Raw genomic sequence first — 23,302 nt, forward strand, 5'->3', positions numbered from 1 at the left:
GTCAGATCTCCTTGCGCATCTGCGCGGTCAGCGGCTTCATGTAGCCGGAGCCGAGCAGGCGCTGCATCCAGTTCATGGCCTTGGCGTCGGTGCCGATGAGAATGAGCGGCTTGTTCTTGCGGATGCCGTTCAGGATGGTCCGGGCGCACTGCTCCGGCGAGGTCTTGGCCAGCCGGTCGAAGTTGGAGGCCAGGGCGTCGCGATCACGATCGGCCGACGCCCTTGCCTTCCAGGCGATCTCGGTCTTGATCATGCCCGGGTGCACACTGCTGACGCCCACCCGGTGGCCCGCGATGATCATCTCCTGGCGCAGCGCGTCGGTGAACGCCCGCATGGCGAACTTCGATGAGCTGTAACCACTTTGACTCGGGCAGGCGACCAGCCCGAACATGCTGGAGACATTGGCGATATGCCCGTCACCCGAGGCGATGACATGCGGCAGGAACGCCTTGGTGCCGTGCGCCGTGCCCCAGAAGTTGATATCGAAGATCCACTCGAAGTCCTCCCAGGTGACGTCCTCGATATTGGCGGTCAGCGAGACACCGGCATTGTTGACGACCAGGTTCACCGTGCCGAAATCGGCCACCACCGCGTCGGCGTGCGCGTACACCGCCGCGCGGTCGGTGACGTCGAGCCGATAGGCGCGGGCCTTCGCCCCCTCCTGCTCGCACAGGGCGGCGGTCTCGGCCACGCTGTCGAGAGTGCGCCCCGACAGCGCGAGCGCCGCCCCCTCGCGGGCCAGTTCGAGGGCCAGCGCCCGGCCGATACCGGCCCCGGCCCCGGTGACGACGGCGACCTTGCCGTGGAAGCTCTGCATGGGAATGTCCTTGTCTCGCAGTGGCGGAGTCGCACGATGGCGGAACCGCGCCGGTCTTACTGGGTGGTGAAGCCGCCGTCGGCGACGAATTCCGCGCCGGTGGAGTAGGAGGACTCGTCGGAGATGAGGAACAGCACCAGATTCGCCAACTCCTCCGGGGTGGCGGGGCGCGCGATGGGCTGCGTCGCCGCGATCGACCGCGAGCGATCCGACGCCGCCGTCATCTCGGTGGCGACGATGCCGGGATGCACCGAGTTGACCCGGATATTGTCGGCGGCCAACTCCTGCGCCGCCGTCTTGGTCATCCCGCGCACCGCCCATTTGGAGGCGACGTAGCCGAGGATATCGGCATAGCCGATGAGTCCTCCGGTGGAGGAGATGTTCACGATGGACCCCACGCCCGCACGGCGCATGGAGCCGATCACCGTCTTCATCCCGAGAAAGACACCGACCTGGTTCACGTCGACGACCCGGCGGTAGTCGGCCTCCGACAGCTTCTCGATGGGGTCCACGTGCACGATGCCCGCATTGTTGACCAGCCCGGACACCGGGCCGAACCGCGCCTCGGCGGTGGCGATCACCGTGGTCCAATCGCCCTCGTCGGTCACGTCGAGCGGTAGGAACAGCGCGGCGTCACCGATCTCGGCCGCCACCGCACGCCCCGGCTCGGCCAGCACATCGGCAATGGTCACCCGCGCGCCCTCGGCCGCGAGTCGGCGCGCGAAGGCCGCGCCCATGCCGCGCGCCCCGCCGGTGATCACGACGTGCTTGTCGTCGACGCGTCCCATCTCAGCTCTCCTCGTGTCGCGCCGACCGCGAGTCGGCCAGGTGATTGGCGGCGATGAAGCCGAACACCATGGCGGGCCCGATGGTCGCGCCCGCACCGGCGTAGTCGTTGCCCATGACGGCGGCCGAATTATTGCCCGCCGCATAGAGTCCGGCGATGGGCTCACCGTCGTGGTCGAGCACCCGGGCGTACTCGTCGGTCACCAGGCCGCCCTTGGTGCCGAGGTCGCCGGGCACCATCTCCACCGCGTAGAACGGTCCGCGCTCGAGCGGTGCGAGGGTAGGGTTCGGGCGCACGGTCGGATCGCCGTAGTACCGGTCGTAGGCGGAATCGCCACGGCCGTAATCCTCGTCGCGACCGGCGCGGGCGAAGTCGTTGAACCGCCGCACGGTGGCGGTGAGCCGGTCGGCGGGCACCCCGATCTTGTCGGCGAGCTCGGCCAGGGTGTCGGCCGAGGTGATGATGCCCGCGTCGTAATACTTCTGCGGCAGTGGGCGTTTCGGGAAGTTGCCGAGGAACAGATAGCGGTCGCGGAAGTTCTGGTCGAAGATGAAGTGCGCCGGGATGCTGCCGGTGCCGGCCGCTTCCATCTCGTACATCCGGTGCACCACGTTCACATACGGCGCGGATTCGTTGACGAACCGTTCCCCGTTGTCGTTCACCATGATCGCGCCCGGCTGCGAGCGCTCGGCCAGGCAGAAGAACGGCGGTCCGTCGGGATTGCGCACCGACGGGCCCCACCAGGCGTCGTCCATCAGGTCCACCGCGCCGCCGACCTTCTGGCCCGCCACGATGCCCTCCCCGACGTTCTCGGTCGCACCCACGGTCCAGTCGGTGGACTGCGGCCCGGACAGGTACTGCTCGCGCATCTCGAGGTTGTGTTCGAAGCCGCCCGCCGCCAGCACCACGCCGCGCCGCGCCCGGATGAGGACGGAGCGGCCCTCGTGCTCGGCCCGCACCCCGACCACGGCGCCGCCCTCGGTGACGACCTCGGTGAGCGGCGTGCCCAGCCACACCGGCACGCCCGCGTCCCGCAGCGACAGCCACAGCCGGGCGGCCAGGGCCTTGCCCAGGCTGAGCGGCAGCGCGCCCCTGAGCAGGTTCAGCGCGGTGCGCGCACCCACCTTCACGGCCGTCTTCTTGCCCGCCCAGGTGCGGGCGATCATATTGAGGTCGTGGAAGTCGCTGACCGTGATGGCGATGCCCTTGGGCGCGGACATGGTCGGCTGATTGATCTTGTGCAGATCCGCGCCCAGCAGCCGCCCGTCGATGGGAGCGGGTTCGATGCTGCGGCCCTGTGACAGCCCGCCGGGGAACTCCGGGTGATAGTCGGAATAGCCGCGGTCGTAGACGAATTCCCAGTACCGCGAGCGAGCGCCCAGGTAGCGGAACATCTCCGGCCCGTGATCCAGGAAAGCCCGCTGCTTGGCCTCCGGAACGCGATCGCCCACAACGGCTTTCAGATAGGTGCGGGCCATCTCCGGGCTGTCGGGCACGCCCGCCGCCTGGAGCACCGGATTGTTCGGCACCCAGATACCGCCGCCGGAGCGCGCGGTCGAGCCGCCGAACAGGCGGCTCTTCTCGATCAACGTCACCGACAGCCCGCGGTAGGCGGCGGTGAGCGCGGCGGTCATCCCGGCCGCGCCGGAGCCGACCACGACCACATCGAATTCGAATTCCACAGTTCTCGAGTCCTTTTCAGTTACCGCAGCCGGTGCGCGGGCCGCCGTGACACGGCGGGACGACGGCAGGCGGGGACGCGGGTTGTGCGATCGACGCTAAGGCGGCCCCCGGTGCCCGGCACGATGTGGTCCCGACCACTGGGACACCCCCGTGACCACGGGGTATGCGTGCAGAACTATTTCGGACAGGCATAACCCCGGCCCGACCGCGGTGGCGGCGCGAGGACACAAGGACATGGAGCAGGGAAACGACATGGTTGATCTGAACGGCAAAGTCGCGCTCATCACGGGCGCGGCTCGCGGCCAGGGCGCGGCGGAGGCACGACTGTTCGCGTCACGCGGGGCACGGGTGGTGATCACCGACGTATTGGCCGCGGAGGGTAAGGAGCTAGCCGAATCACTCGGGGCGGCAGCGCATTTCGTGCATCACGACGTCACCGACAACGACAGCTGGAACACCGCCGTCGGCGAAGCCGTCTCGACCTTCGGCAAACTCGACGTACTGGTGAACAATGCCGCGATCTACACCATGAAACCGCTCGTGGAGACCTCCACCGAGGAGCTGGAGCGGATTCTGCGGGTGAACCTGGTCGGTGCGTTCAACGGCATCAAGGCGGCGGTCGGGCCGATGACCGAGGCGGGCGGCGGCTCCATCGTCAACATCTCCTCCCAGGCCGGGATCGAAGGCCTGATGAACCACTCCGCCTACGGCTCCTCGAAGTGGGGGCTGCGCGGACTCAGCAAGATCGCGGCGCTGGAGCTGGGACCCGTCGGCATCCGCGTGAATTCGGTGCATCCGGGCCCCATCGCCACTCCGATGGTGCCGTATCTGACCACCGGCCCGGGCAGCTTCCCGACACTGCCGCTGGAACGCACCGGACTGCCGGAGGAGGTCGCCGAGCTGGTCGCCTTCCTCGCCTCCGACGCGGCGGCCTACATCACCGGTGCGGAGGTGACCGTGGACGGCGGTCTGGCGGCGGGCAAGTTCATCCCGCGGAATCCGTAGCGACCCCGGCAAGGAATACCCGATGCCCCTCTCCCCCGAATGGCGATCCTTCGTCGACGCCGCCGCGGCGGCCTTCCCCGCACTCGGCACCGAGGTCTGCGACGCCGCCGCGGCGCGGGCCTTCCTGGCCGCCCGGCCCGTGCCGGTGGTGGAGCCGATACCCGTTGCCGGGGTGGAGGATTGGCTGATACCGGGACCACCGGACGCGCCCGAGGTGCCGGTCCGGCTGTACCGGCCGCTACACGCCGAGCGGGTGCCCGCCGTCGTGGTCTTCTACCACGGCGGGGGGTTCGTCCTGTGCGGCCTCGACAGCCACGACCGGTTCTGCCGGACCATGGCCGACGCGGCGGGCGTGATCGTGGTGTCGGTCGACTACCGGCGTGCCCCGGAGGCCCGCTTCCCGGCCGCCGCCGACGACGCCTACGCGGTCCTGCGCTGGGTGGCCGACCATGCCGAAGCCCTCGGCGGCGATCCGGCCCGCATCGCCGTCGCCGGTGACAGCGCCGGCGGCAATCTCGCCACCGTCGCCGCCCTCCGAGCCCGCGACACCGGCGGCCCCGACATCGCCTTCCAACTGCTGCTCTACCCCATGCTCGACCCGGCCTGCGACAGCCCCTCCTACACCGACAACGCCGAGGGCTACTTCACCACCGCCGCCCACCTGCACTGGTACTGGCGGCAGTATCTGCGCACCCCCGCCGACGCGAACCACCCCTACGCCAATCCGACCCGCGCCGACCTGTCCGGCCTGCCGCCCGCCCATATCGTCACCGCCGAATTCGACCCGCTGCGCGACGAGGGTGAGGCGTACGGCCGCCGCCTGCGCGCGGCCGGGGTGAACGCGGAGGTCCAGCGCTGGGACGGCACCGTCCACGGCTTCATGTCCATGGCCTGGCACCTCCCGGAGACCGAACGCGCCAATGCGGCGGCCTTCGCCGCCCTGCGCACCGCCCTCACCCGCACCACCGTGTGACCCGATCGACCTTGCCCCATGTAGGTTGTTCGTTCTATATCTATATGAAACGAACCCTCTATATTGTTTGGGAGCTTGGTCATGTCGAACCAACTGTTCGCCACCACCCGGGAGATGCTGCGGACGACCCCGTACGGATTCCTCAGCACGAGCGCCGCCGGGCGCGTCCACACCCGCCTCGTCCAGCACGCGGGCGTGGACGCCGACGGCACCATCTGGATCGGCACCAGCCCGGCCTCACGCAAGGCGGCCGATATCGCCCGCTCCCCCGAGGTCACCTACGCCGTAGAAGATCGCGCGGCCTACGCCTACGCGTGCGTGTACGCCACCGCCACCGTTGTCGACGACCTCGAGGAACGCAAAGCCCGATGGGTGAACGGATTCGACATGTTCTTCCCCGACGGTCCGGAGGGCGACGACTTCGTACTGCTGCGACTGCGTCCGACCGCCGTGGAGGTCATGGACTTCACCCGCGAGATCCACCCGGACCCCTACGGCCTGGTGCCGGCCCGCGCCGAGCGGTCTCACTGACCGCTCAGGGTTCGACGAAATCGGCGGCGATGGAACACAGTCGCCACTCGCCGTCGCGGCGGACCATGGTGCCGGTGTAGTCGATGTCCTTGAAGTACCGGCGGTACTTCTCCGGGATATTGGTGAAGGATTCGTGCGCCAGGTAGGTGGCCGAGTTCGGGCTGGTCTGGGTGATGCCGGTGATCGTCTTGGTGAATCCCGCCGATCGCACCTCCGGGCCCAGGGTGCGGTCGTACTGCGGGGTGTACTGGATGACGAGATCGTCGATGTCCTGGGCGGTTTCGGGGCAGACCAGCTGTTGGAAGCCCTCCCAGTCCTGGGCGTTGAAGGTCGCGGCGATGGCCTCGGTGATGCGGACCAGCTCCGGATCGAGCTGAGTGCGGTCGCCGGGGGCGATCTCCTTGTCCGGTGCGTTGAAAACCGGTGGGGGCGGCAGGGTTCGGTGTCCGGACGGGCTGATATTGGCTTCGATGGCGCGCCGCCAGGTGCCGTCGTCGATCATCATGCGGATGGCCCGGGTGATGCGAGCCTGCATGTCGATATCACCCTTGCGGACGCCGACGCCGTAGTGCTCCCGGGTGAAGCGATGGCCCACCACGCGCAGGGTGCCGGGATGCTGCGCGGCGTATCCGGCGAGGATCACGTCATCGGTGGAGACCGCGTCCACCGTGCCGGTGAGCAGGTCGGCGACGCACTGCACATAGGTGTCGCGGGTGACCAGATCGGCGCGGGCGGCGAAGTCCTTGCGGATCTTGTCCGCGGAGCTGGAGCCCTCCGCGGTGCAGACCGTGCGGCCGTTGAGGTCCTCGGGACGTTCGATCTTCCGCTCGCTCTGCCGGACCAGCAGATCCTGCCCCGCGACCAGGTACGGCCCGGCGAAGGACACCTGCTGCTGGCGACCCGCGGTAATGGAGTAGGAGGCGACCACGAAATCCACCGCCCCCGAATTCAACAGGCGCTCACGATCTTCCGAGCGCGCTTCCTTCCAGACGATGTGCTCGGGCGTGACACCGAGCTTGCCCGCGATATAGGTGGCGGCGTCGGCGTCGAAACCGCGTGGCACGCCGTCCGGCCCCATGACCGACATCCCGGGCTGATCGAATTTGATCCCGACGGTCAGCGACGGGGGCTGTTGCGGCGGCACCGCGGGTTCACTCTCCTCACCGCAGGCCGCGACCGTCAGGCCCACGGCGATCACACCGGCGAGGCTCACACCTTTCATCGACAACGCTCTCCTGTCTGCGGTGGTTCGGAATGCGTAATCTTCTGGCGCAATGGGCAACCATCGTGCATCCAACCATTCGACAGCGGAAAACTCGGCGAACTCGAATACTTCCGACGTGAATTCCTCCGAATATCTACGCCGATTCGCCCGCTAGGACGCGTTTGCCGTACAGGCGGAAAGCACGATCTGGGCGGGTCGCGGGGAGGCGCTGCCGAGATCGGGGAATGGCGGATGCGATTCTCCCAATCCGCCCACGGCGGCCGCCTCCGCCTCGGCGCGCGTCGGCGCGGCCGCCCACCCGTACACCCCGTCCGCGCCCCGGGCTACCGCACCGCATCCGTCACTGAAGCGCAGCACGATTTCGCAGTCGTACACATTGCAGTCCCTGATGGCGGCGGCGTCGGCGACGACTCGGCTGGAGGTGTCGGTGGCGGCGACCACCACATTGTTCAGCCGGGAAATCGCGATGGTGCCGTGCTGTCCCGCGGCCTGCGCGGGCGCGGCGAAACCCAGCGCGCAGACGGCGACGGAGGCGGCGGTGACTGCGGCACTACGAGCGAGCGACAAGAGAATCTCCACTATTTCAGAAGCGATCGAACGAGGCGATGCTAGACGAGTCCGGCGACACCCGGAAAGCATTCGGCCGCCGAAAAGCGCCGTCGCGACGGCAGACCGGCACGACGCGACGCCGTCACCCGGCCCGATATTCGGATGCGCGCACGCCCACTCGGTCCTTACGGTGGACCTGTTCGAAAAAGAGGAAGGACCGAACGATGTTTCCCGTCGAGCTGCGCGGAACGCGCGCGCAGACGCTCATGTGGGCGCACGAGCACGAAGTCGACCCCGCCGCCTTGCGGCAGCTGCGCACCATCGCGCAACTGGAATGGGTGCACGGCGTGCGCGTCATGCCCGATGTGCACCTCGGCAAGGGGGCCACGGTCGGATCCGTCATCGCCATGCGGGACGCGGTCGCGCCCGCCGCGGTCGGCGTCGATATCGGCTGTGGCATGGAGGCCGTACGCACCTCGCTGACGGCCGCGCGGCTGCCCGATGATCTGCTGTCGCTGCGGTCCCGCATCGAGGCGGCGGTACCGGTCGGATTCACCGCGCATCGGGAGCCGGTGAATGTGCGGCGACTCGAGGCGGAGATCCACGGCCAGCGTGCGGCGGGCACCACGTTGCGTTCCGGTTGGGAGCGCTTCTGGAAGTCCTTCGATGGACTGCATTCCGGAGTCCGTTCCCTGGAATCCAAGGCGCACAAGCAGATGGGATCACTCGGCGGCGGCAACCACTTCGTCGAAGTCTGCCTGGATACCGAGCAGAATGTGTGGATTCTGCTGCATTCCGGGAGCCGGAATATCGGCAAGGAACTCGCCGAGCGGCATATGGCCATCGCGCGGGCACTTCCGCACAATCAGGATCTGCCGGATCGGGATCTGGCGGTATTCCTCTCCGGGACCCCGGAAATGGCGGCGTACCGGCGGGATCTGACCTGGGCGCAGGAATACGCGGCGCGCAATCGGGCCGTGATGCTGGCGCTGGTGTGCAAGGCCGTGCGGGATGAATTCACCGGGGCCGACGTGCGTTTCGACGAGCCGATCTCCTGCCATCACAATTATGTGGCGGAGGAGATCGTCGACGGGGTGCCCATGCTGGTGACGCGGAAGGGCGCCGTGCGGGCGGGCGCGGGCGATCTGGCGCTGATTCCCGGATCCATGGGTACGCGGTCGTATGTGGTGCGGGGCAAGGGAAATCCGGCCTCGTTCCAGTCCGCGTCACACGGTGCGGGCCGCCGGATGAGCCGCAATGCCGCCAAGAAGCAGTTCACGGTGGCCGATCTGATCGCGCAGACCGAGGGCGTGGAGTCGCGCAAGGACGCCGGAGTGATCGATGAGATCCCCGCGGCGTACAAGGACATCGACCAGGTCATCGACGCCCAGCGCGAACTGGTCGACGTCGTGGCGACGCTGCGCCAGGTGCTGTGTGTGAAGGGCTGAGCTGTGCAGTGCGGGCGCGGGCTCAGCGGCGCAGCAGTGCGCCCACGATGCCCGCGCCCAGCAGCATGAACCCCGAGATGAGCGCGAAACCGTAGGTGACCCAGGCGTGCAGCGCCACCGTCATCTCACTGGAGATGAGCGGCATTTCCCCGATCAGCCGGAAGGTGTCGTCGGGGAACAGCAGGTGCAGCACGCCCGGGAACACGCCCCACACCAGGCTCGCCACCATGGTGCCCAGCGGTGAGTAGGCGGCCAGCACCGCCACCAGCATGAGCAGCAACGAGCCCACGATGATCTGCACCGACGCGGTGAACCGGTCGGTCACCGCGCCGACGATCACCCAGTAGCGGATATCCAGCCCGCCATTGGCCGCCAAGGCGATTCCGATCGGCGTCATCACCAGTCCCGCCACCACCCCGGTGATCGAGCGCGACGTCGCGGAACCACTGGTGAACTGTGTGCCCGGCGGGCTCCAACCCGCAGGCGACGGAAATTGCTGACCCATGACGCCTCCCATCCGCCCCCGGGACGCGCCCGCCGGTCCCCGGTCCCCCCATTGTCCGGCACCGAGCCCCGCCCCGCCCGATCTTGACCGCACCGCAATCAAGTTCGCCTGTCATTCGGTACACCGGATCGCACGTTCGAGACATCCGAGATATCGCTGTGCCCACACCGGACCACCGCGTGCGGTGACTCCCGCCCTCGCGGCGACATGGGGGGTCGGACCCGCATGCCGCACCGCCGACCCGGTGGGAATCGGAGGGGCCCGGGCTGGCGCCGTGCGATCCAGCGGCAGCGGGCGCGGTACCCGGCGAAATTACTACGGCGATCGGATCGGGGCTCGCCGCACTATCGGCCGAAACGCCTGGAAGCGGTGCGCGAGCGGGGGAAGGGGTGCGGGAAGCCCCCGCTCGCGGTCGGTTGTCGGCGACGTGAGGCACCATGGAGCGCGTGACCCCGACCAACGCGACCCCTCCGACCGAGACCAGTGCGGCGCTGCGGGACGACGCCGAACGGCTGCTGCGCGAACTCGCCGGGCCGTCGGCGCGGCTGCGGGAGGATCAGTGGACCGCCATCGAGGCGCTGGTGGTGCGACGGCAGCGGGCGCTGGTGGTGCAGCGCACCGGCTGGGGCAAGTCGGCGGTGTACTTCATCGCGGCCAAGCTGCTGCGGGCGGCGGGACGCGGCCCGACGGTGATCGTGTCGCCGCTGCTGGCGCTCATGCGCAACCAGGTCGCGGCCGCCGAGCGCGCGGGCGTGGTGGCGGCCACCATCAACTCCGGCAATGTCACCGAATGGGACGAGATCCACGCCCGGGTGGCCGCGGGCGACGTGGACGTGCTGCTGGTGAGCCCGGAACGGCTGAACAATCCCGACTTCCGCGACGCGGTACTGCCGAAGCTGGCCGCCGACGCCGGACTGGTGGTCGTCGACGAGGCGCACTGCGTCTCCGATTGGGGCCACGACTTCCGGCCGGACTACCGGCGTATCCGCACCCTCATCGCCGACCTCGGCTCCGATGTGCCGGTGCTGGCCACCACCGCGACCGCCAACGATCGCGTGGTCACCGACGTGGCCACCCAGATCGGCACCGATACGCTGGTGCTGCGCGGCAGCCTCGATCGCGAATCGCTGCGGCTGTCGGTGGTGGGCATCGCCGACGCGGTCGAGCGCACCGCCTGGCTCAGCCAGCACCTGCGCGCACTGCCCGGCTCCGGGATCGTCTACACGCTGACCGTGGCCGCCGCGCACGACCTCGCCGACGTGCTGAGCTCGCACGGCCACCAGGTCGCCGCCTACACCGGCCAGACCGAACCCACCGAGCGCGAAGCCCTCGAGATCGCGCTGTTGAACAACGAGGTCAAGGCGCTCATCGCCACCTCGGCGCTGGGGATGGGCTTCGACAAACCCGATCTCGGATTCGTGGTGCACGTCGGCGCGCCCTCCTCCCCCATCTCCTACTACCAGCAGGTGGGTCGTGCGGGGCGCGGTACCGAGCGCGCCGAGGTGGTGCTGCTGCCCGGACCCGAGGACCGGCGCATCTGGAGCTACTTCGCCTCGGTCGCCTTCCCTCGGGAACATATCGTGCACTCGGTGCTGGACAGTCTGGACCGGGATCGGCCGCTGTCCACCGCCGCGCTGGAACCGCTGGTCGAACTCAATCGCTCCCGCCTGGAGATGGTGCTCAAGGTCTTGGACGTGGACGGCGCGGTCAAGCGGGTGCGCGGCGGGTGGATCGCCACCGGCGAGCCCTGGGCCTACGACACCGAGCGCTATGAACGGCTCGCCGCCGCCCGCGACGCCGAACAGCAGGCCATGATCGACTACCAGGCCACCGCCGAATGCCGGATGAATTTCCTGCGGCGGCAACTGGACGACCCGGGCCTCACCCCCGAGTCCCCCGGCTGCGGCCGCTGCGACAACTGCACGGGCACCCGCCCGGATACCGGCGTGGATACCGCCCAGGTCGCCGAGATCCGAGCCCGTCTGGACCGGCCGGGTATCGATCTGGCCCCGCGCAAGCAGTGGCCGACGGGTATGGCCAAGCTCGAAATCTCCCTGTCCGGCAAGATCTCCGACGGCGCCGAGACCGGCCGCGTGCTGGGCCGCCTGAGCGATCTCGGCTGGGGCCAGCGGCTGCGCGCCCTGCTCGACGCACCGGACGGCCCGGTGCCGGACGAGGTCTTCCGCGCCTGCACGGTGGTACTGCGCGAATGGGATTGGGCGCGGCGCCCCACCGCCGTCATGGCCCTGGAATCACCCACCCACCCGATTCTCGCCGCCTCCCTGGCCGCCCGGCTCGCCGAGATCGGCCGCCTGCGCGACCTCGGCGTCCTGCACCTGCGCCCGGACCTGCCCCCGGTCTCGGCCGTCAACTCCGCCCACCGCGTGGCCGCCCTCCACAATGCCTGGGAGACACCGGATCTCACCTCGGTGGACGGCCCGATCCTGCTGGTCGACACCCTCACCGACACCGGCTGGACGTTCACCATGGCCGCACGCGCGCTGCGCGCCGCCGGAGCCGACGCGGTGCTGCCGTTCGCCCTGGCCACCCCCTCCTGAACCCGTCGGAGGCCGATGCGCACACCGGCCCCGCTACGTGTGCGTGGGCGCCTGGGGGCGGACACCCCACGCCACCGGGCCGGGCTACTTGCAGGTTCGTGTGATGTGCTTGCCGATATTGGTGGAAGCATTGGTCAGCTTCGTGGCGTTCTGCTGAGCCTCCACCGTTTTGCCCTGCAATTCCTCGATGGCGGTGTCGGGGTTCGAGAAATCGATTTCCGACAGATCGAGCCCGGCTGCACTGGCGTCGGCGAACGCCACCCAATCGGCGCGGATATCGGCCGGGGCGACTTCGGCGATTCGACGCGCCTTGGCGATGAGTTCCGCCGACGTCGAGGCTACCGCCAAATCACCCAGTTCCTCCACCGCCTCACAGTATTCGGCTGTGCTCGCACCGGAGGCCACGGCTGTCGTCGAGGTCCCGGCGCCGCTGGGAGCACTCGTCTCCGAGGAAGTGCGGCTGCAGCCGCTCAGCGCGCCGACGCTGATCGTGACTGCGAGAATTATCACGGTGGTTCGGCGCATGGCGACGATTGTTCCTTCCGGTCGGTGATTCGACCCGATCGAAGCAGCCGGTAACCCCGACCGTGCGACTGCCGTCCCGCCACGCCCGGATCGAAAGTGACCGCGCCCCAGTGGTCGAGGCGGCGTAGGCTCGACGAGTCCGAGCAGCGCCGATCAGTGATGGAGCCGCCGTGGCATTCGGATCGATGAAACTGCCTCCGCCACCGCTGGTGCGCGCGGTGGGGCGGGTGCGCGATGGGCTCGCGGCGCTGCATCGGCATCTGGTGCCGGGGCATATCGCACTGCTCGAATTGCAGATGACCGGGTTTCTGGCACCGGCGATTCAGGCGGCGGCACAGCTCAGGATCGCGGACGCGTTGGCGGACGGGCCGAAACGGGTGGAGGAGCTGGCGCGCACGGTGGGGGCCGACGCGGATGCCTTGGAGCGGCTGCTGCGGCTGCTCGTCAGCTTCGATGTGTTCACGCGGCGGCGCGACGGGGCGTACGCGCTGAACGGGATGTCGCGGGCGCTGCGGTCGGACGGTGCGGTCACGCTGCGGGATCTGTCGCTGTTCTTCGGGTCCGAGTATCACCGCCGCCACTGGACGCATCTGGCCGATGCGGTGCGGACCGGAAAACCGGTCGGGCCCGCGCTGGACGGGGCGGGATTCTTCGAATACGCCGCCGAACACCGGGAACTCGGTGAACTGTTCGACCGTGCCATGGCCAGCGTGAACACCCTCGCCATCGAACCGCTGCTCGCCGCATACGATTTCGGCCGGTTCGGGACGGTGGTCGATATCGGTGGCGGACGCGGAGCCCTGCTCGCCGCGATCCTGCGCCGCCACCGGGACGCGCGCGGCATACTCTTCGATCTGCCTCGAGTGCTGGCGGAGCCGCCCGACGAGATCACGGAACTTTCACTGACCCAACGGCTTACGCTGCGCTCCGGATCCTTCTTCGAATCGGTGCCCGAGGGCGGCGACGCCTACCTGCTCGAACACATCCTGCACGACTGGCCCGACGCCGACGCCGAGCGGCTGCTGCGCACCGTGCGCGCGGCGATGGCGCCCGACGCCACCCTCCTCGTCATCGAGATCCTGCTGCCCGAACACCACCGCCCGCACGCGGGCAAGTTCATCGACCTGGAGATGCTGGTCAACTCCGGCGGCCGGGAACGCACCGCCGAGCAGTTCCGAGACCTTTTGTCCCGCAGCGGTTTCACCCTCGTCCGCACCGTCGACACCGCCGCTCCCGACAGTGTTCTCGAAGCCCGCCCGACCGGATAGCCACGGCGTGGACGGCGGCCGAGGTGGTCGCGGCCGCGCCCCCTGCGCGCGACCACGACCACCGCACCCCGGGTGTCTGGCCCCGGGGCCGGCACATCTCAGGCCGACCGGCGCACCGGTTCGCCGACCATTCCGGTCACCTGCGCCACCCGGTCGGTCCACCCGTCCGCCATGGAGGCCAACAGGAACCACGCCGCGTGCACCCGCTCATCGGAGACCGCGTCGACGGTGCGCAGCAGATGCACCGCGCGCACATGGGCGGCGGCCATGGCATCCACCACGCTGCCGAGCGATTCGCCGTGCGCCGCGGCCGAATCGGCGCGGCGCGCCCGGCGCAGCACGTAATCGTCGATGCACTCGACCATGTGGGCCCGCCGACGGTCGATCTCGATGGCGCACTCCGGCCGATCCCGCCGCGCCAGATGCGATTCGGCCAGCAACCGAGCCCAGCGGGTCACGGGATGATCCTCCGGCTGATCGCCGATATGGCCGCAGAACGCGGCCAGCAGTTCATGCCAGTCGGGCAGTACGTACATACCTACCTCCACGGCGGTGCGGGCGCACCCGGCGCCGCGGGCGGTCACCGAACCGCGAGCCCGGCGCGGCAAGGGCGGACCGCGCCGGATCCGGGACCGCTATCGGCGAAGGGCACATGCGATACGGCGCCGGGTGCCTCTCCAGCATGCGCCGTACCGCCCGTCCGCCCACTGCCCTTCCGGTGGCCTTCCGTCGCCCCTCAACTCGGGACACGCCAGCCATACCGGGAACTCGCGGCGTGCCGCCGGGCCGACGGTGCTGCCGGCCGGTTCCGGCCTCTCCGCCGAATCCCCTTACGCCGGTGGCGGCTTGGGCACGACGGCCGCGCTCACACCTTGACGAGGTCGTCGGCGTGCACGACGGGGCGTTGCATACCTTCCGGTAGGTCTGTGGTGGAGCGGCCCTTCATGGTCTCCAGTTCGTCACTGTCGTAGGAGACGATGCCGCGGGCGACCACCTGGCCGTCGGGTGCTACCAGGCTGATCACGTCGCCGCCGTAGAAGCGGCCGCGCACCTCGGTGATACCCGCGGCGAGCAGGGAGCTGCGGCGCTCGGCCACGGCCCGCACCGCGCCCGCGTCGAGGTGCACCGCACCCCGGCTGTCCGCGGCGTGGCGGACCCAGAACTTGCGCGCCGACAGGCGGACCGGCCGAGCGGCGAAGGCGGTGCCGACCGTCGCCCCGGACAGGGCGGCGGCGGCATCGGAGGCGGCGGCGAGCAGCACCGGTACACCGGCATCGGCGGCCAAGCGCGCCGCGGACAGCTTGGACGCCATACCGCCCGTGCCGAGCGCGCCGCCGCTGCCCGCGATCACCCCGTCCAGATCCGCGCTGCCGCGCACCTCCGGAATGAAATTCGCGCCGCCCTTGCGCGGGTCGCCGTCGTAGAGGCCGTCCACATCGGAGAGCAACACCAGCGCGTCCGCACCCACCAGGTGCGCCACCAGCGCCGCCAGCCGGTCGTTGTCGCCGAACCGGATCTCTTCGGTTGCGACGGTGTCGTTCTCGTTCACCACCGCGATGGCGTGCAGGCCACGCAGCCGATCGAGAGTGCGTTGCGCGTTGCGATGCGATTCCCGCCGCGCGAAATCGTCCGCGCTGAGCAGCACCTGTCCGACCACGCGGCCGTAGCGCGCGAACGAGGTGCCCCAGGCGTGCGCCAGCGCCAGCTGCCCCACGCTCGCCGCCGCCTGCTTGGTCGCCAGATCCTTGGGGCGACTGGACAATCCCAGCGGTGCGATGCCAGCGCCGATCGCACCGGAGGACACCACCACCACATCCGATCCGGCCCGCATCCGCGTCTCCACCGCATCGGCCAGCTTGTCCAGCCGATCGTTGTCGAGGCCGCCCTCCAGGCTGGTCAGCGCGGAGGAACCGATCTTCACGACGACACTGCGCGCCGACGCGATGGCCTGCCGGGCGTCACTGCGCTCGGTCTCCACCCGCGTGATACTCGAACTCACTGCACCACACCTCAATTCGCCCGCGGTACACCCGCTGCACCGCCGCCGCGGTCACTGTCGAACACCGCGCCGCCGCCCACGCCACGATGCGGGAGCGAACCACCGCGGCACGTCATTCCTCGTAGTCGTCCTCGTCCACCAGACCACGGCGCACCCGCGACGCGTGCTTGCGCTCGGCGGCGCTGATGCGCTCGGTCTGGTCCAGGCGCGGATCCACGCCGCGCCGCGTCATCATGACCTCCACACCCGCGGAGATCTGCGGCTCCCAGTCGAAGCACACATCACCGATGGTGACCGGCGCGCCCGGCTGCGCACCCAGCCTCACCAGCTCCTCCTCGACACCGAGGCGAGCCAGGCGGTCGGCCAGGTAGCCCACGGCCTCGTCGTTGTCGAACTGGGTCTGCGCCACCCAGCGCTCCGGGCGCTCGCCGTAGACGATGAACCCGCCCTCGGTCTCCGGATCGTGCGTCACGCGGAATCCGCTGTCGCCCTTGGCGACCGGGCGGATGACCGGACGCTTCGGTTCGGCCTTGGGATGCGCCTCCCGATACTCGGAGACCATATCGGCGAGCGCGAAGGTCAAGGGCCGCAAACCTTCCCGGCTGACGGCGGAAATCTTGAACACCGGCCAACCCCGCTTGGCGAACTCCGGAAGCACGAAATCGGCCAGCTCGTCGGCATCGGGAATATCGGCCTTGTTGAGAATGACCACGCGCGGCCGGTCCGCCAGATCCCCCAGTCCGGTATCGGCCTGCAACGCGGGCTTGTAGGAGGCCAGCTCGGCCTCGAGCGCGTCCACATCGGAGACCGGATCCCGGCCCGGCTCCATGGTGGCGCAGTCGACCACGTGGGCAAGCACCGCGCAACGCTCCAGATGCCGCAGGAAGTCCAGGCCCAGACCGCGGCCCGCGCTGGCCCCCGGAATCAGTCCCGGCACATCGGCGACGGTGAAGGTGGTGTCACCGGACTGCACGACCCCGAGATTCGGCACCAGCGTGGTGAACGGGTAGTCCGCGATCTTCGGCTTGGCCGCCGAGAGCACCGACACCAGCGAGGACTTGCCGGCCGACGGGAAACCCACCAGCCCCACATCCGCCACCGACTTGAGTTCGAGGACCAGATCGCGCTCCTGCCCCGCCTCACCGAGCAGCGCGAAACCGGGCGCCTTGCGCGCCTTCGACACCAGCGCGGCATTGCCGAGGCCGCCACGGCCACCCTTGGCGGCGATGAAGCGCTCACCGTCGGCCACGAGATCGGCCAGGATGCCCCCGTCCGCGGTCATGACGACGGTGCCCGATGGCACCTTCAGCAGCAGTTCCTCACCCTGTTTGCCATTGCGGTTGCCGCCCTCGCCGGGCTTGCCGTTGCCGCCCTTGGCGTGCGGGTGGAAGTGGAAGTCCAGCAGGGTGTGCACATTCGGATCGACCTCGAGGACCACATCCCCGCCATTGCCGCCATTGCCGCCGTCGGGGCCGCCGAGCGGCTTGTACTTCTCGCGGTGCACCGAGGCACAGCCGTGCCCACCCTTGCCCGCGCGCACATGCAATACGACACGGTCGATGAATTTGGACATATCGGTGATCATCCTCCTTCAGGACGTGTCGGCTGCGTTGGCAGCGCCGATCGGACAGTAGCGCGAACAGCAAAACGGGCCAGGGTGTTTCCGCACCCTGACCCGCTTCGGAAAGTTGTGGAGAAGCTCCGTGACGGCGTCAGGCCGACACCGGCTCCACGATGTTGACGGTCTTGCGGCCACGCTTGGTGCCGAACTCGACCGAGCCCGCCGCGAGGGCGAACAGCGTGTCGTCACCGCCACGGCCGACATTCACGCCGGGGTGGAAGTGGGTGCCGCGCTGACGGACCAGGATCTCGCCCGCCTTGACGACCTGGCCGCCGAAGCGCTTCACACCGAGCCGCTGGGCATTCGAGTCGCGACCGTTGCGCGAGCTGGATGCACCCTTCTTATGTGCCATTGCTAACTCCTCGTGCAGTTTCGATGCGGCATGACCGGGGCCCTGCGTGGTTACGCACGCTACCGCCTTCGGGCCTGACCGCTCATGCCGGGGTGCGAACCCCTGGTCGGACTACTTGATGCCGGTGACCTTCAGGACCGTCAGCTTCTGACGGTGGCCCTGACGCTTGTGGTAGCCGGTCTTGTTCTTGAACTTGTGGATGCGGATCTTCGGCCCCTTGGTCTGTTCGACGACCTCGGCGGACACGGAAACCTTCGCCAGCTTGTCAGCATCGGTGGTCAGCTCGGCGCCATTCACGACCAGCACCGGCGACAGCGACACCGAAGTGCCCGGCTCACCCTCGATCTTCTCGACCTTCACCAGGTCACCGACCGCGACCTTGTACTGCTTTCCGCCGGTCTTGACGATCGCGTACGTTGCCATCGGTCGGCTGCCCTTCTTCCTCTACTAGTGCACTGGGCACTGTGGCTCTCACGGCCTGTCTCCGATCGACACCGGAAACCGCCGCAGACTGGTCTGGTAATCACCGCCGCCTCAGCGCCTGGTGGCTCTCGATTGAACCGGGCCACGGCTCCACAGCAGAGTGCTGTCACCGGGCAGCGACCGTCCAAGACTACAGGACTCGGGCCTACCCCTCCAAACCGGGTCGCGATGGGGTCGAGCACATTCGCGGCGACGCCTGTCGGTGACCGAGTCTATGGTGCCGGAGTGCCCCGTGAGCTGAGTGATCTCGCCTATGCCCGCCACCTCCGGCCCTTCGCCGGCGAACCGGAACCCGACGTCGGCTACGAGACCGTGCACCTGGACGGCGTGCTGCTCGCCGACACGGAGGCCAGCGGCTCGCGGTTCGAGGAATCGGCCCTGACCGGGGTGACCTTCCAGGGCGGTGTCCTGCGATTCTCCCGATTCTCCGAGGTCTGGTTGCGCGGCTGCCGGTGGATCGGCACCAACCTCGGCCAGACCGATTGGATGGACGCCGAGCTGATCGACACCGCGCTCTCGGGGGTGGAGATCGTCGGCGCGGGCCTGCGGCGGGTGCGGTTCGAGGGCTGCAAACTCGACGCCGTGAACTTCCGCAATGCGAACCTGCGGCAGGTCCAATTCGTCGACTGCGTGCTGCGCCAGCCCGATTTCGGAGAGGCGAAGCTCACGCAGGTCACCTTCCCCGGATCAATCCTGGAGGGCGTCTCCCTGCATCGGGCCACGCTGAAGGACGTGGATCTGCGCGGCGCGCTCGCCGTGGACATCACCCACGGCCTGGAGGCCCTGCGCGGCGCGACCATCCGGCCCGCGCAACTCGTGGACCTGGCCCCGGCCTTCGCCCGCACCTTCGGCATCACGGTGCGCGACGACTGAATGCGGCGGGAGCGGGCGCGGCGACGACCGGCCCGGCCGACGGTTCGCGACGGGGTACCGGTCGCGACGCGGACGGTCCTGTCGTTCACGGCGCGCCCGCGTCCAGCTCGGGCAGCGGCTCGAACGACCGTGACCCCGCCGAGTGCACGGCGGGGCCACGGTCACGATGCGGGCGCTACGAGCGAACCGCTAGCTCTCGCCCTCCGGAGCGCCCGCCGGACGACCGGCCGCACGACGGCGGGTCCGGGCGCGCGGGGGCGGCGGCGGCGGCATGTCGTCGAACGACAGGGCCGGGGTCGTCGGCTGATCCGAACTGGAGAGCACGAACACCGCGCCCTGGCTGTCGGTGGCTGGGGCGGCGGCGGTGCGCGCCACCCGGCGACGACGGCGACCGGCCGGAGCCTCGTCCGTGGTCGCGGCGGGCGCCGCCTTCTCCGGTGCGGGCACCACCTTCTCCGGCTCGGCCACGGCCATCTTCGGCTCCGGATGCGCCCTGGACGCTGCGGCGGTGTCCCGCCCGGTCGCCGTGGCGGCTCCGGTCCCGGCCTGCTCGGCGGTCTGCACCCCGGTGGCGGCCTGCGCCTCGGTGACCAGCAGATCGGCCGCTCCGGCGGCCGTCTCGGCCGCCGGGGCCACCACCGCGTCGGCCGCTGCCGCCGCGGTGCCATTGGTCCGCGCCTTCGCGCCGCGGGTTCTCCCGACCGGTTCCCGGTCAGCCCCGGCATCGGCGGCTCCAGCGCCCTGCTCCTGGGCGGCCCGCAGTTCGGCGGCCTTCAACTCGGCGGCGGTGGCCGCGGCCTCCTCGGCCGCGGCGGCGGCCTGCGCGGCGGCCGTGGCCGCTTGGTCGGCCGCCTCCACCACCGTCACATCGGCGGACTCGGCCGCCTCGTCCACTCCGGTCGTCTCGACCTGCGCCACCGCCAGATCCATGGCTTCCACCGCGGCGGACGCCGCGTCGGCGGCCTCGTGCGCGGAATCCTCGGCCTGGTGGGCGGCCATGGCCAGCGCTACCGGGTGGGCCCGCTTGGCGGCGGCCTTCTCCTCGGTCGGCGGGGCCTTCTCCTCCACCACGGCCGGTTCCGGCGCGGCGGCGGCCTTCTCGCCCTTGTCCTTGCGGCGACGACGACCCTCGCGGCGGCCCCCGCCCTCCTCCGCCGGAGCGGACTCGACCGGATAGTTGTGCACCAGGATGCCGCGCCCGTGGCAATGCTCACAGGTGGTGGAGAACGCCTCGACCAGGCCGGTCCCCAGCTTCTTGCGGGTCATCTGGACCAGGCCCAGCGAGGTCACCTCGGACACCTGGTGGCGGGTGCGGTCACGACCCAGCGCCTCGGTGAGGCGGCGCAGCACCAGATCCCGGTTGGACTCCAGCACCATGTCGATGAAGTCGACGACGATCATGCCGCCGATATCGCGCAACCGCATCTGGCGGACGATCTCCTCGGCCGCCTCCAGATTGTTGCGGGTGACCGTCTCCTCCAGGTTGGAGCCGCCGGAACCGGTGAACTTACCGGTGTTCACGTCGATCACGGTCATGGCCTCGGTGCGGTCGATCACCAGGGTGCCGCCCGAGGGCAGCCACACCTTGCGGTCGAGCGCCTTGGCCAGCTGCTCGTCGATGCGGAACGCGCCGAACACGTCCACGGCGCTGTTGTCGTGGCGCTCGACCCGGCTCAGCATGTCGGGGGCGACCGTGCGCACATAGTTCTCGACGGTGGTCCAGGCGCGTTCGCCCTCGATGACCAGCTTGGAGAAGTCCTCGTTGAACAGGTCGCGCACGACCTTGACCAGCAGGTCGGGCTCCTCGTACAGCGTCTTGGGCGCGCCGGAGCCGTTCTTGGACTGCTCCTCGATGGTGCGCCAGGTCTTCTGCAACCGCTCCACGTCGCGGGCGAGCTCGGATTCGCTCACGCCCTCCGAGGCGGTGCGAATGATGACGCCCGCGTCCTGCGGCACGATATCGCGCAGGATCTCCTTGAGCCGCTTGCGCTCGGTATCGGGCAGCTTGCGCGAGATACCGGTGGAGGTGCCACCGGGCACGTACACCAGGAAGCGACCGGCCAGGCTGATCTGGGTGGTCAGGCGGGCGCCCTTGTGGCCCACCGGATCCTTGGAGACCTGCACCAGCACGGTGTCACCGGGCCTGAGCGCCTGCTCGATCTTGCGCTCCTTGCCGCCGAGCCCGGCGGCCTCCCAGTTCACCTCACCCGCGTACAGCACGCCGTTGCGACCGCGGCCGATGTCGACGAACGCCGCCTCCATCGAGGGCAGCACGTTCTGCACCTTGCCCAGGTACACATTGCCGACCATGGAGGCCGACCCGGTGCTGGTGACGAAGTGCTCGACCAGGATGTTGTCCTCGAGCACCGCCACCTGGGTGGTGGAGGTCGGGTGCTCGGCGAAGTGCTTCTCCCGCACCACCATCACGCGGTCCACCGACTCGCGCCGCGCCAGGAACTCCGACTCGGTCAGGATCGGCGGGCGACGGCGACCGGCCTCGCGGCCGTCGCGGCGACGCTGGCGCTTGGCCTCGAGCCGGGTGGAACCGGTGATGCCCTGCACCTCGTCGGCGTTCTTCTCGGCGCGCCGCTTGTTGCGCGGTTCGCGCTCGTGCACGACGGTGTTCGGCGGATCGTCGTCGGCGGGCTCGTTGTCGCCGTCCTCCCCGCCCTTGCGGCGGCGGCGCCGACGGCGACGGCGGGAACTGGCGCCCTCCGGCACGGCCGACTCCTCGGCGTCATCCTCGCCGGATTCGCCCTCGGCCGACGCCTCGGCGGCGGCGGTCCGCGTCTCGTCCTCGTCGTCGGTATCCGATTCGGACTCCGAGGCGTTGTCCTCGCCCTCGTTCTGCTGCTCGCCGCGACCTCGGCCACGACCGCGACGGCCCCGGCGGCGACGGCGGGAGGCCCCGTCGTTCTTGTCGCGGTTCTCGTCCCAGTCGCCCTCGTCGGTGCCGTCCTCGGCGGGTGCGGGCTCCTCGGCGGTCGCGGGCTCCTCGGCGGCGGGCGCGGTCTCCTCGACCGGCTCCTCCTTGGGCTTGCGCTCGACGCGGCGCTTGCGGCGCAACTCCTCGGCGGCGGTGGCGTCCGGCGGCAGGAACAGCGGTGCGGCCACCACGGCGGGGGGCTCGAAGACCACGGATTCCTCGGCGGCCGGTGCCACGGACTGGAACGGACTGGCGAACAGGGTGGTCGGCTTGTGCGCGGCGGTCGACTCGGCGGCCTCGGCCTGCTCGACCTCCTCGGCGGCCAGCTCGTCGGCGGCCCGGTCGTCGCCCGCGGCAATGGCCTCGTCGACGGTCGCGGCGGCCTGATCGGCCGCGGCCACCACTGCCCTGGTCTCGGCCGCGGTCGCCTCGGCGGCTACGGTCCCGGACGTCGGGGCGGCGGTGCCCGGGGCGGCGTCGCCGGGCACGGTCGCGGCGGTCACCGCCACGTCACGCGGCCCGAACGCGTCACGCACGGTTTCGGCGACGGTGCGGTCCAGGCTGGATTGGGGGCTGCGGGCTTGCGCGCCCATCTCGGTCAGGTGGGCAAGGATGCGTTTGCTGGTCGTGCCCAGCAACTTCGCCAGTGCGTGCACTCGGATCCGTTCCGGCAACTGTTCGGCGGCCGGGGCGGTAGCCGACTGTCCCTGTCCCGAACGGCCCGCCTCCCCTTCACCGTTCACCTGCGATGCGTCCTGCGGCTCTTGTTCGGCCACGAATTCTCCTCGGACCCCCGGGCGCGTCCCTCTGGGAGTGACGCGGCCGACGCGGGGGCACTGTCCGTTCGCCTCGGTGCCCGGTGGGCTCGAGGTCGTATGGTCTCGCCCCGCGTGTCCGGTGTTCGCCTGTTGTTGTCGTCGTTCGGCTAACTGGTCACGCGGCGCCTGGCTGGTTGGCTCAACACCACCGCACGAGCGTTCATCCAGCGTGCCGCCCGACAGCCGAGTCTCGGAAGCTGCCGGCGGCAGCGATGACCGTCCGTCATGCTGCGGTGCCTCGGTTGTGGCCGCCACCTGCCGCTAGTGACCGGCGTCGGCTACATCCGCTGCCCAGTATCCCACACTGTGTTTGATTGCCTCCGCTCCGCTCCGGCGGGTTCGCGGCGCTGGAAGTC

The 23,302-nt window shown here is 69.7% G+C and carries 20 protein-coding genes; 7 read left to right on the top strand and 13 right to left on the bottom strand.

Annotated features, from left to right (window positions below):
• Nucleotide 1 precedes the first annotated feature (1 nt).
• Genes QJS31_RS27155 through QJS31_RS27165 form a run of 3 tightly spaced genes read right to left on the bottom strand, consistent with a single transcriptional unit; the run spans nucleotide 2 to nucleotide 3,238 of the window.
• Complete coding sequence (locus QJS31_RS27155; RefSeq protein WP_029927137.1) at nucleotides 2–817, bottom strand: SDR family oxidoreductase; 816 nt, start codon at nucleotides 815–817, stop codon at nucleotides 2–4.
• Nucleotides 818–873: 56 nt separating this feature from the next.
• Nucleotides 874–1,605 (bottom strand): glucose 1-dehydrogenase, encoded by a 732-nt coding sequence (locus QJS31_RS27160; protein WP_306358048.1) that lies wholly within the window; start codon nucleotides 1,603–1,605, stop codon nucleotides 874–876.
• 1 nt (nucleotide 1,606) lies between these two features.
• Entirely contained in the window at nucleotides 1,607–3,238 is a 1,632-nt protein-coding gene (locus tag QJS31_RS27165; RefSeq protein WP_372341750.1) for an FAD-binding protein, read from the bottom strand.
• 301 nt (nucleotides 3,239–3,539) lie between these two features.
• On the opposite strand from QJS31_RS27165, the gene QJS31_RS27170 reads away from it, so the two are divergent.
• The 3 genes from QJS31_RS27170 to QJS31_RS27180 all read left to right on the top strand — a co-directional run bounded on the left by QJS31_RS27170 (nucleotide 3,540) and on the right by QJS31_RS27180 (nucleotide 5,796).
• Nucleotides 3,540–4,292, top strand: coding sequence for a glucose 1-dehydrogenase (locus QJS31_RS27170; protein ID WP_282783394.1), 753 nt, complete (start codon nucleotides 3,540–3,542; stop codon nucleotides 4,290–4,292).
• A 22-nt stretch (nucleotides 4,293–4,314) separates the two neighbouring features.
• Nucleotides 4,315–5,265 (top strand): alpha/beta hydrolase, encoded by a 951-nt coding sequence (locus tag QJS31_RS27175; protein WP_306358050.1) that lies wholly within the window; start codon nucleotides 4,315–4,317, stop codon nucleotides 5,263–5,265.
• 81 nt (nucleotides 5,266–5,346) lie between these two features.
• The gene (locus QJS31_RS27180) at nucleotides 5,347–5,796 is read left to right on the top strand and encodes a pyridoxamine 5'-phosphate oxidase family protein (protein ID WP_282783390.1); all 450 of its coding nucleotides are present in this window, start codon (nucleotides 5,347–5,349) and stop codon (nucleotides 5,794–5,796) included.
• Nucleotides 5,797–5,800: 4 nt separating this feature from the next.
• On the opposite strand, the gene QJS31_RS27185 is transcribed toward QJS31_RS27180, so the two are convergent.
• Entirely contained in the window at nucleotides 5,801–7,018 is a 1,218-nt protein-coding gene (locus QJS31_RS27185; protein WP_282783388.1) for a glutamate ABC transporter substrate-binding protein, read from the bottom strand.
• Between the two features lie 153 nt (nucleotides 7,019–7,171).
• Entirely contained in the window at nucleotides 7,172–7,588 is a 417-nt protein-coding gene (locus QJS31_RS27190; protein ID WP_306358051.1) for a DUF4189 domain-containing protein, read from the bottom strand.
• A gap of 206 nt (nucleotides 7,589–7,794) precedes the next feature.
• Between QJS31_RS27190 and QJS31_RS27195 the strand changes: the two genes are divergently transcribed.
• Nucleotides 7,795–9,018: an RtcB family protein gene (locus QJS31_RS27195; RefSeq protein WP_306358052.1), complete on the top strand. Its 1,224-nt coding sequence runs from the start codon at nucleotides 7,795–7,797 to the stop codon at nucleotides 9,016–9,018.
• A 22-nt stretch (nucleotides 9,019–9,040) separates the two neighbouring features.
• Here QJS31_RS27195 and QJS31_RS27200 read toward each other — a convergent pair whose 3' ends face one another.
• The gene (locus QJS31_RS27200) at nucleotides 9,041–9,523 is read right to left on the bottom strand and encodes a hypothetical protein (RefSeq protein WP_306358053.1); all 483 of its coding nucleotides are present in this window, start codon (nucleotides 9,521–9,523) and stop codon (nucleotides 9,041–9,043) included.
• Nucleotides 9,524–9,960: 437 nt separating this feature from the next.
• On the opposite strand from QJS31_RS27200, the gene QJS31_RS27205 reads away from it, so the two are divergent.
• Nucleotides 9,961–12,081, top strand: coding sequence for an ATP-dependent DNA helicase RecQ (locus QJS31_RS27205; protein ID WP_372341749.1), 2,121 nt, complete (start codon nucleotides 9,961–9,963; stop codon nucleotides 12,079–12,081).
• Between the two features lie 84 nt (nucleotides 12,082–12,165).
• Here QJS31_RS27205 and QJS31_RS27210 read toward each other — a convergent pair whose 3' ends face one another.
• Nucleotides 12,166–12,606 carry a hypothetical protein gene (locus QJS31_RS27210; RefSeq protein WP_306358055.1) on the bottom strand — a complete coding sequence of 147 codons (441 nt, stop codon included), beginning with the start codon at nucleotides 12,604–12,606 and terminating at the stop codon, nucleotides 12,166–12,168.
• Between the two features lie 170 nt (nucleotides 12,607–12,776).
• Between QJS31_RS27210 and QJS31_RS27215 the strand changes: the two genes are divergently transcribed.
• On the top strand, nucleotides 12,777–13,874 hold the full coding sequence (locus tag QJS31_RS27215; protein WP_306358056.1) for a methyltransferase: 1,098 nt from the start codon (nucleotides 12,777–12,779) through the stop codon (nucleotides 13,872–13,874).
• Nucleotides 13,875–13,972: 98 nt separating this feature from the next.
• Here the strand turns inward: QJS31_RS27215 and QJS31_RS27220 are convergent, their stop codons facing one another.
• The 5 genes from QJS31_RS27220 to rplU all read right to left on the bottom strand — a co-directional run bounded on the left by QJS31_RS27220 (nucleotide 13,973) and on the right by rplU (nucleotide 18,269).
• Complete coding sequence (locus QJS31_RS27220; RefSeq protein WP_306358057.1) at nucleotides 13,973–14,410, bottom strand: DUF4254 domain-containing protein; 438 nt, start codon at nucleotides 14,408–14,410, stop codon at nucleotides 13,973–13,975.
• A 329-nt stretch (nucleotides 14,411–14,739) separates the two neighbouring features.
• The gene (gene proB / locus QJS31_RS27225) at nucleotides 14,740–15,873 is read right to left on the bottom strand and encodes a glutamate 5-kinase (RefSeq protein ID WP_306358058.1); all 1,134 of its coding nucleotides are present in this window, start codon (nucleotides 15,871–15,873) and stop codon (nucleotides 14,740–14,742) included.
• Nucleotides 15,874–15,985: 112 nt separating this feature from the next.
• Complete coding sequence (gene obgE / locus QJS31_RS27230) at nucleotides 15,986–17,446, bottom strand: GTPase ObgE (RefSeq protein ID WP_282786056.1); 1,461 nt, start codon at nucleotides 17,444–17,446, stop codon at nucleotides 15,986–15,988.
• Nucleotides 17,447–17,585: 139 nt separating this feature from the next.
• Nucleotides 17,586–17,846 carry a 50S ribosomal protein L27 gene (gene rpmA / locus QJS31_RS27235; RefSeq protein ID WP_029927109.1) on the bottom strand — a complete coding sequence of 87 codons (261 nt, stop codon included), beginning with the start codon at nucleotides 17,844–17,846 and terminating at the stop codon, nucleotides 17,586–17,588.
• A gap of 111 nt (nucleotides 17,847–17,957) precedes the next feature.
• Nucleotides 17,958–18,269 (bottom strand): 50S ribosomal protein L21, encoded by a 312-nt coding sequence (gene rplU / locus QJS31_RS27240; protein WP_029927107.1) that lies wholly within the window; start codon nucleotides 18,267–18,269, stop codon nucleotides 17,958–17,960.
• A gap of 285 nt (nucleotides 18,270–18,554) precedes the next feature.
• Here rplU and QJS31_RS27245 point away from each other — a divergent pair, with 285 nt between their 5' ends.
• Nucleotides 18,555–19,202, top strand: coding sequence for a pentapeptide repeat-containing protein (locus QJS31_RS27245; RefSeq protein WP_306358059.1), 648 nt, complete (start codon nucleotides 18,555–18,557; stop codon nucleotides 19,200–19,202).
• A 189-nt stretch (nucleotides 19,203–19,391) separates the two neighbouring features.
• Here QJS31_RS27245 and QJS31_RS27250 read toward each other — a convergent pair whose 3' ends face one another.
• Nucleotides 19,392–22,904, bottom strand: coding sequence for a translation initiation factor IF-2 N-terminal domain-containing protein (locus QJS31_RS27250; RefSeq protein WP_372341819.1), 3,513 nt, complete (start codon nucleotides 22,902–22,904; stop codon nucleotides 19,392–19,394).
• Nucleotides 22,905–23,302 lie beyond the last annotated feature (398 nt).

It is taken from the genome of Nocardia sp. CC213A (genome assembly GCF_030766805.1).
In the GTDB taxonomy this organism is placed as follows: Bacteria; Actinomycetota; Actinomycetes; order Mycobacteriales; family Mycobacteriaceae; genus Nocardia; species Nocardia otitidiscaviarum.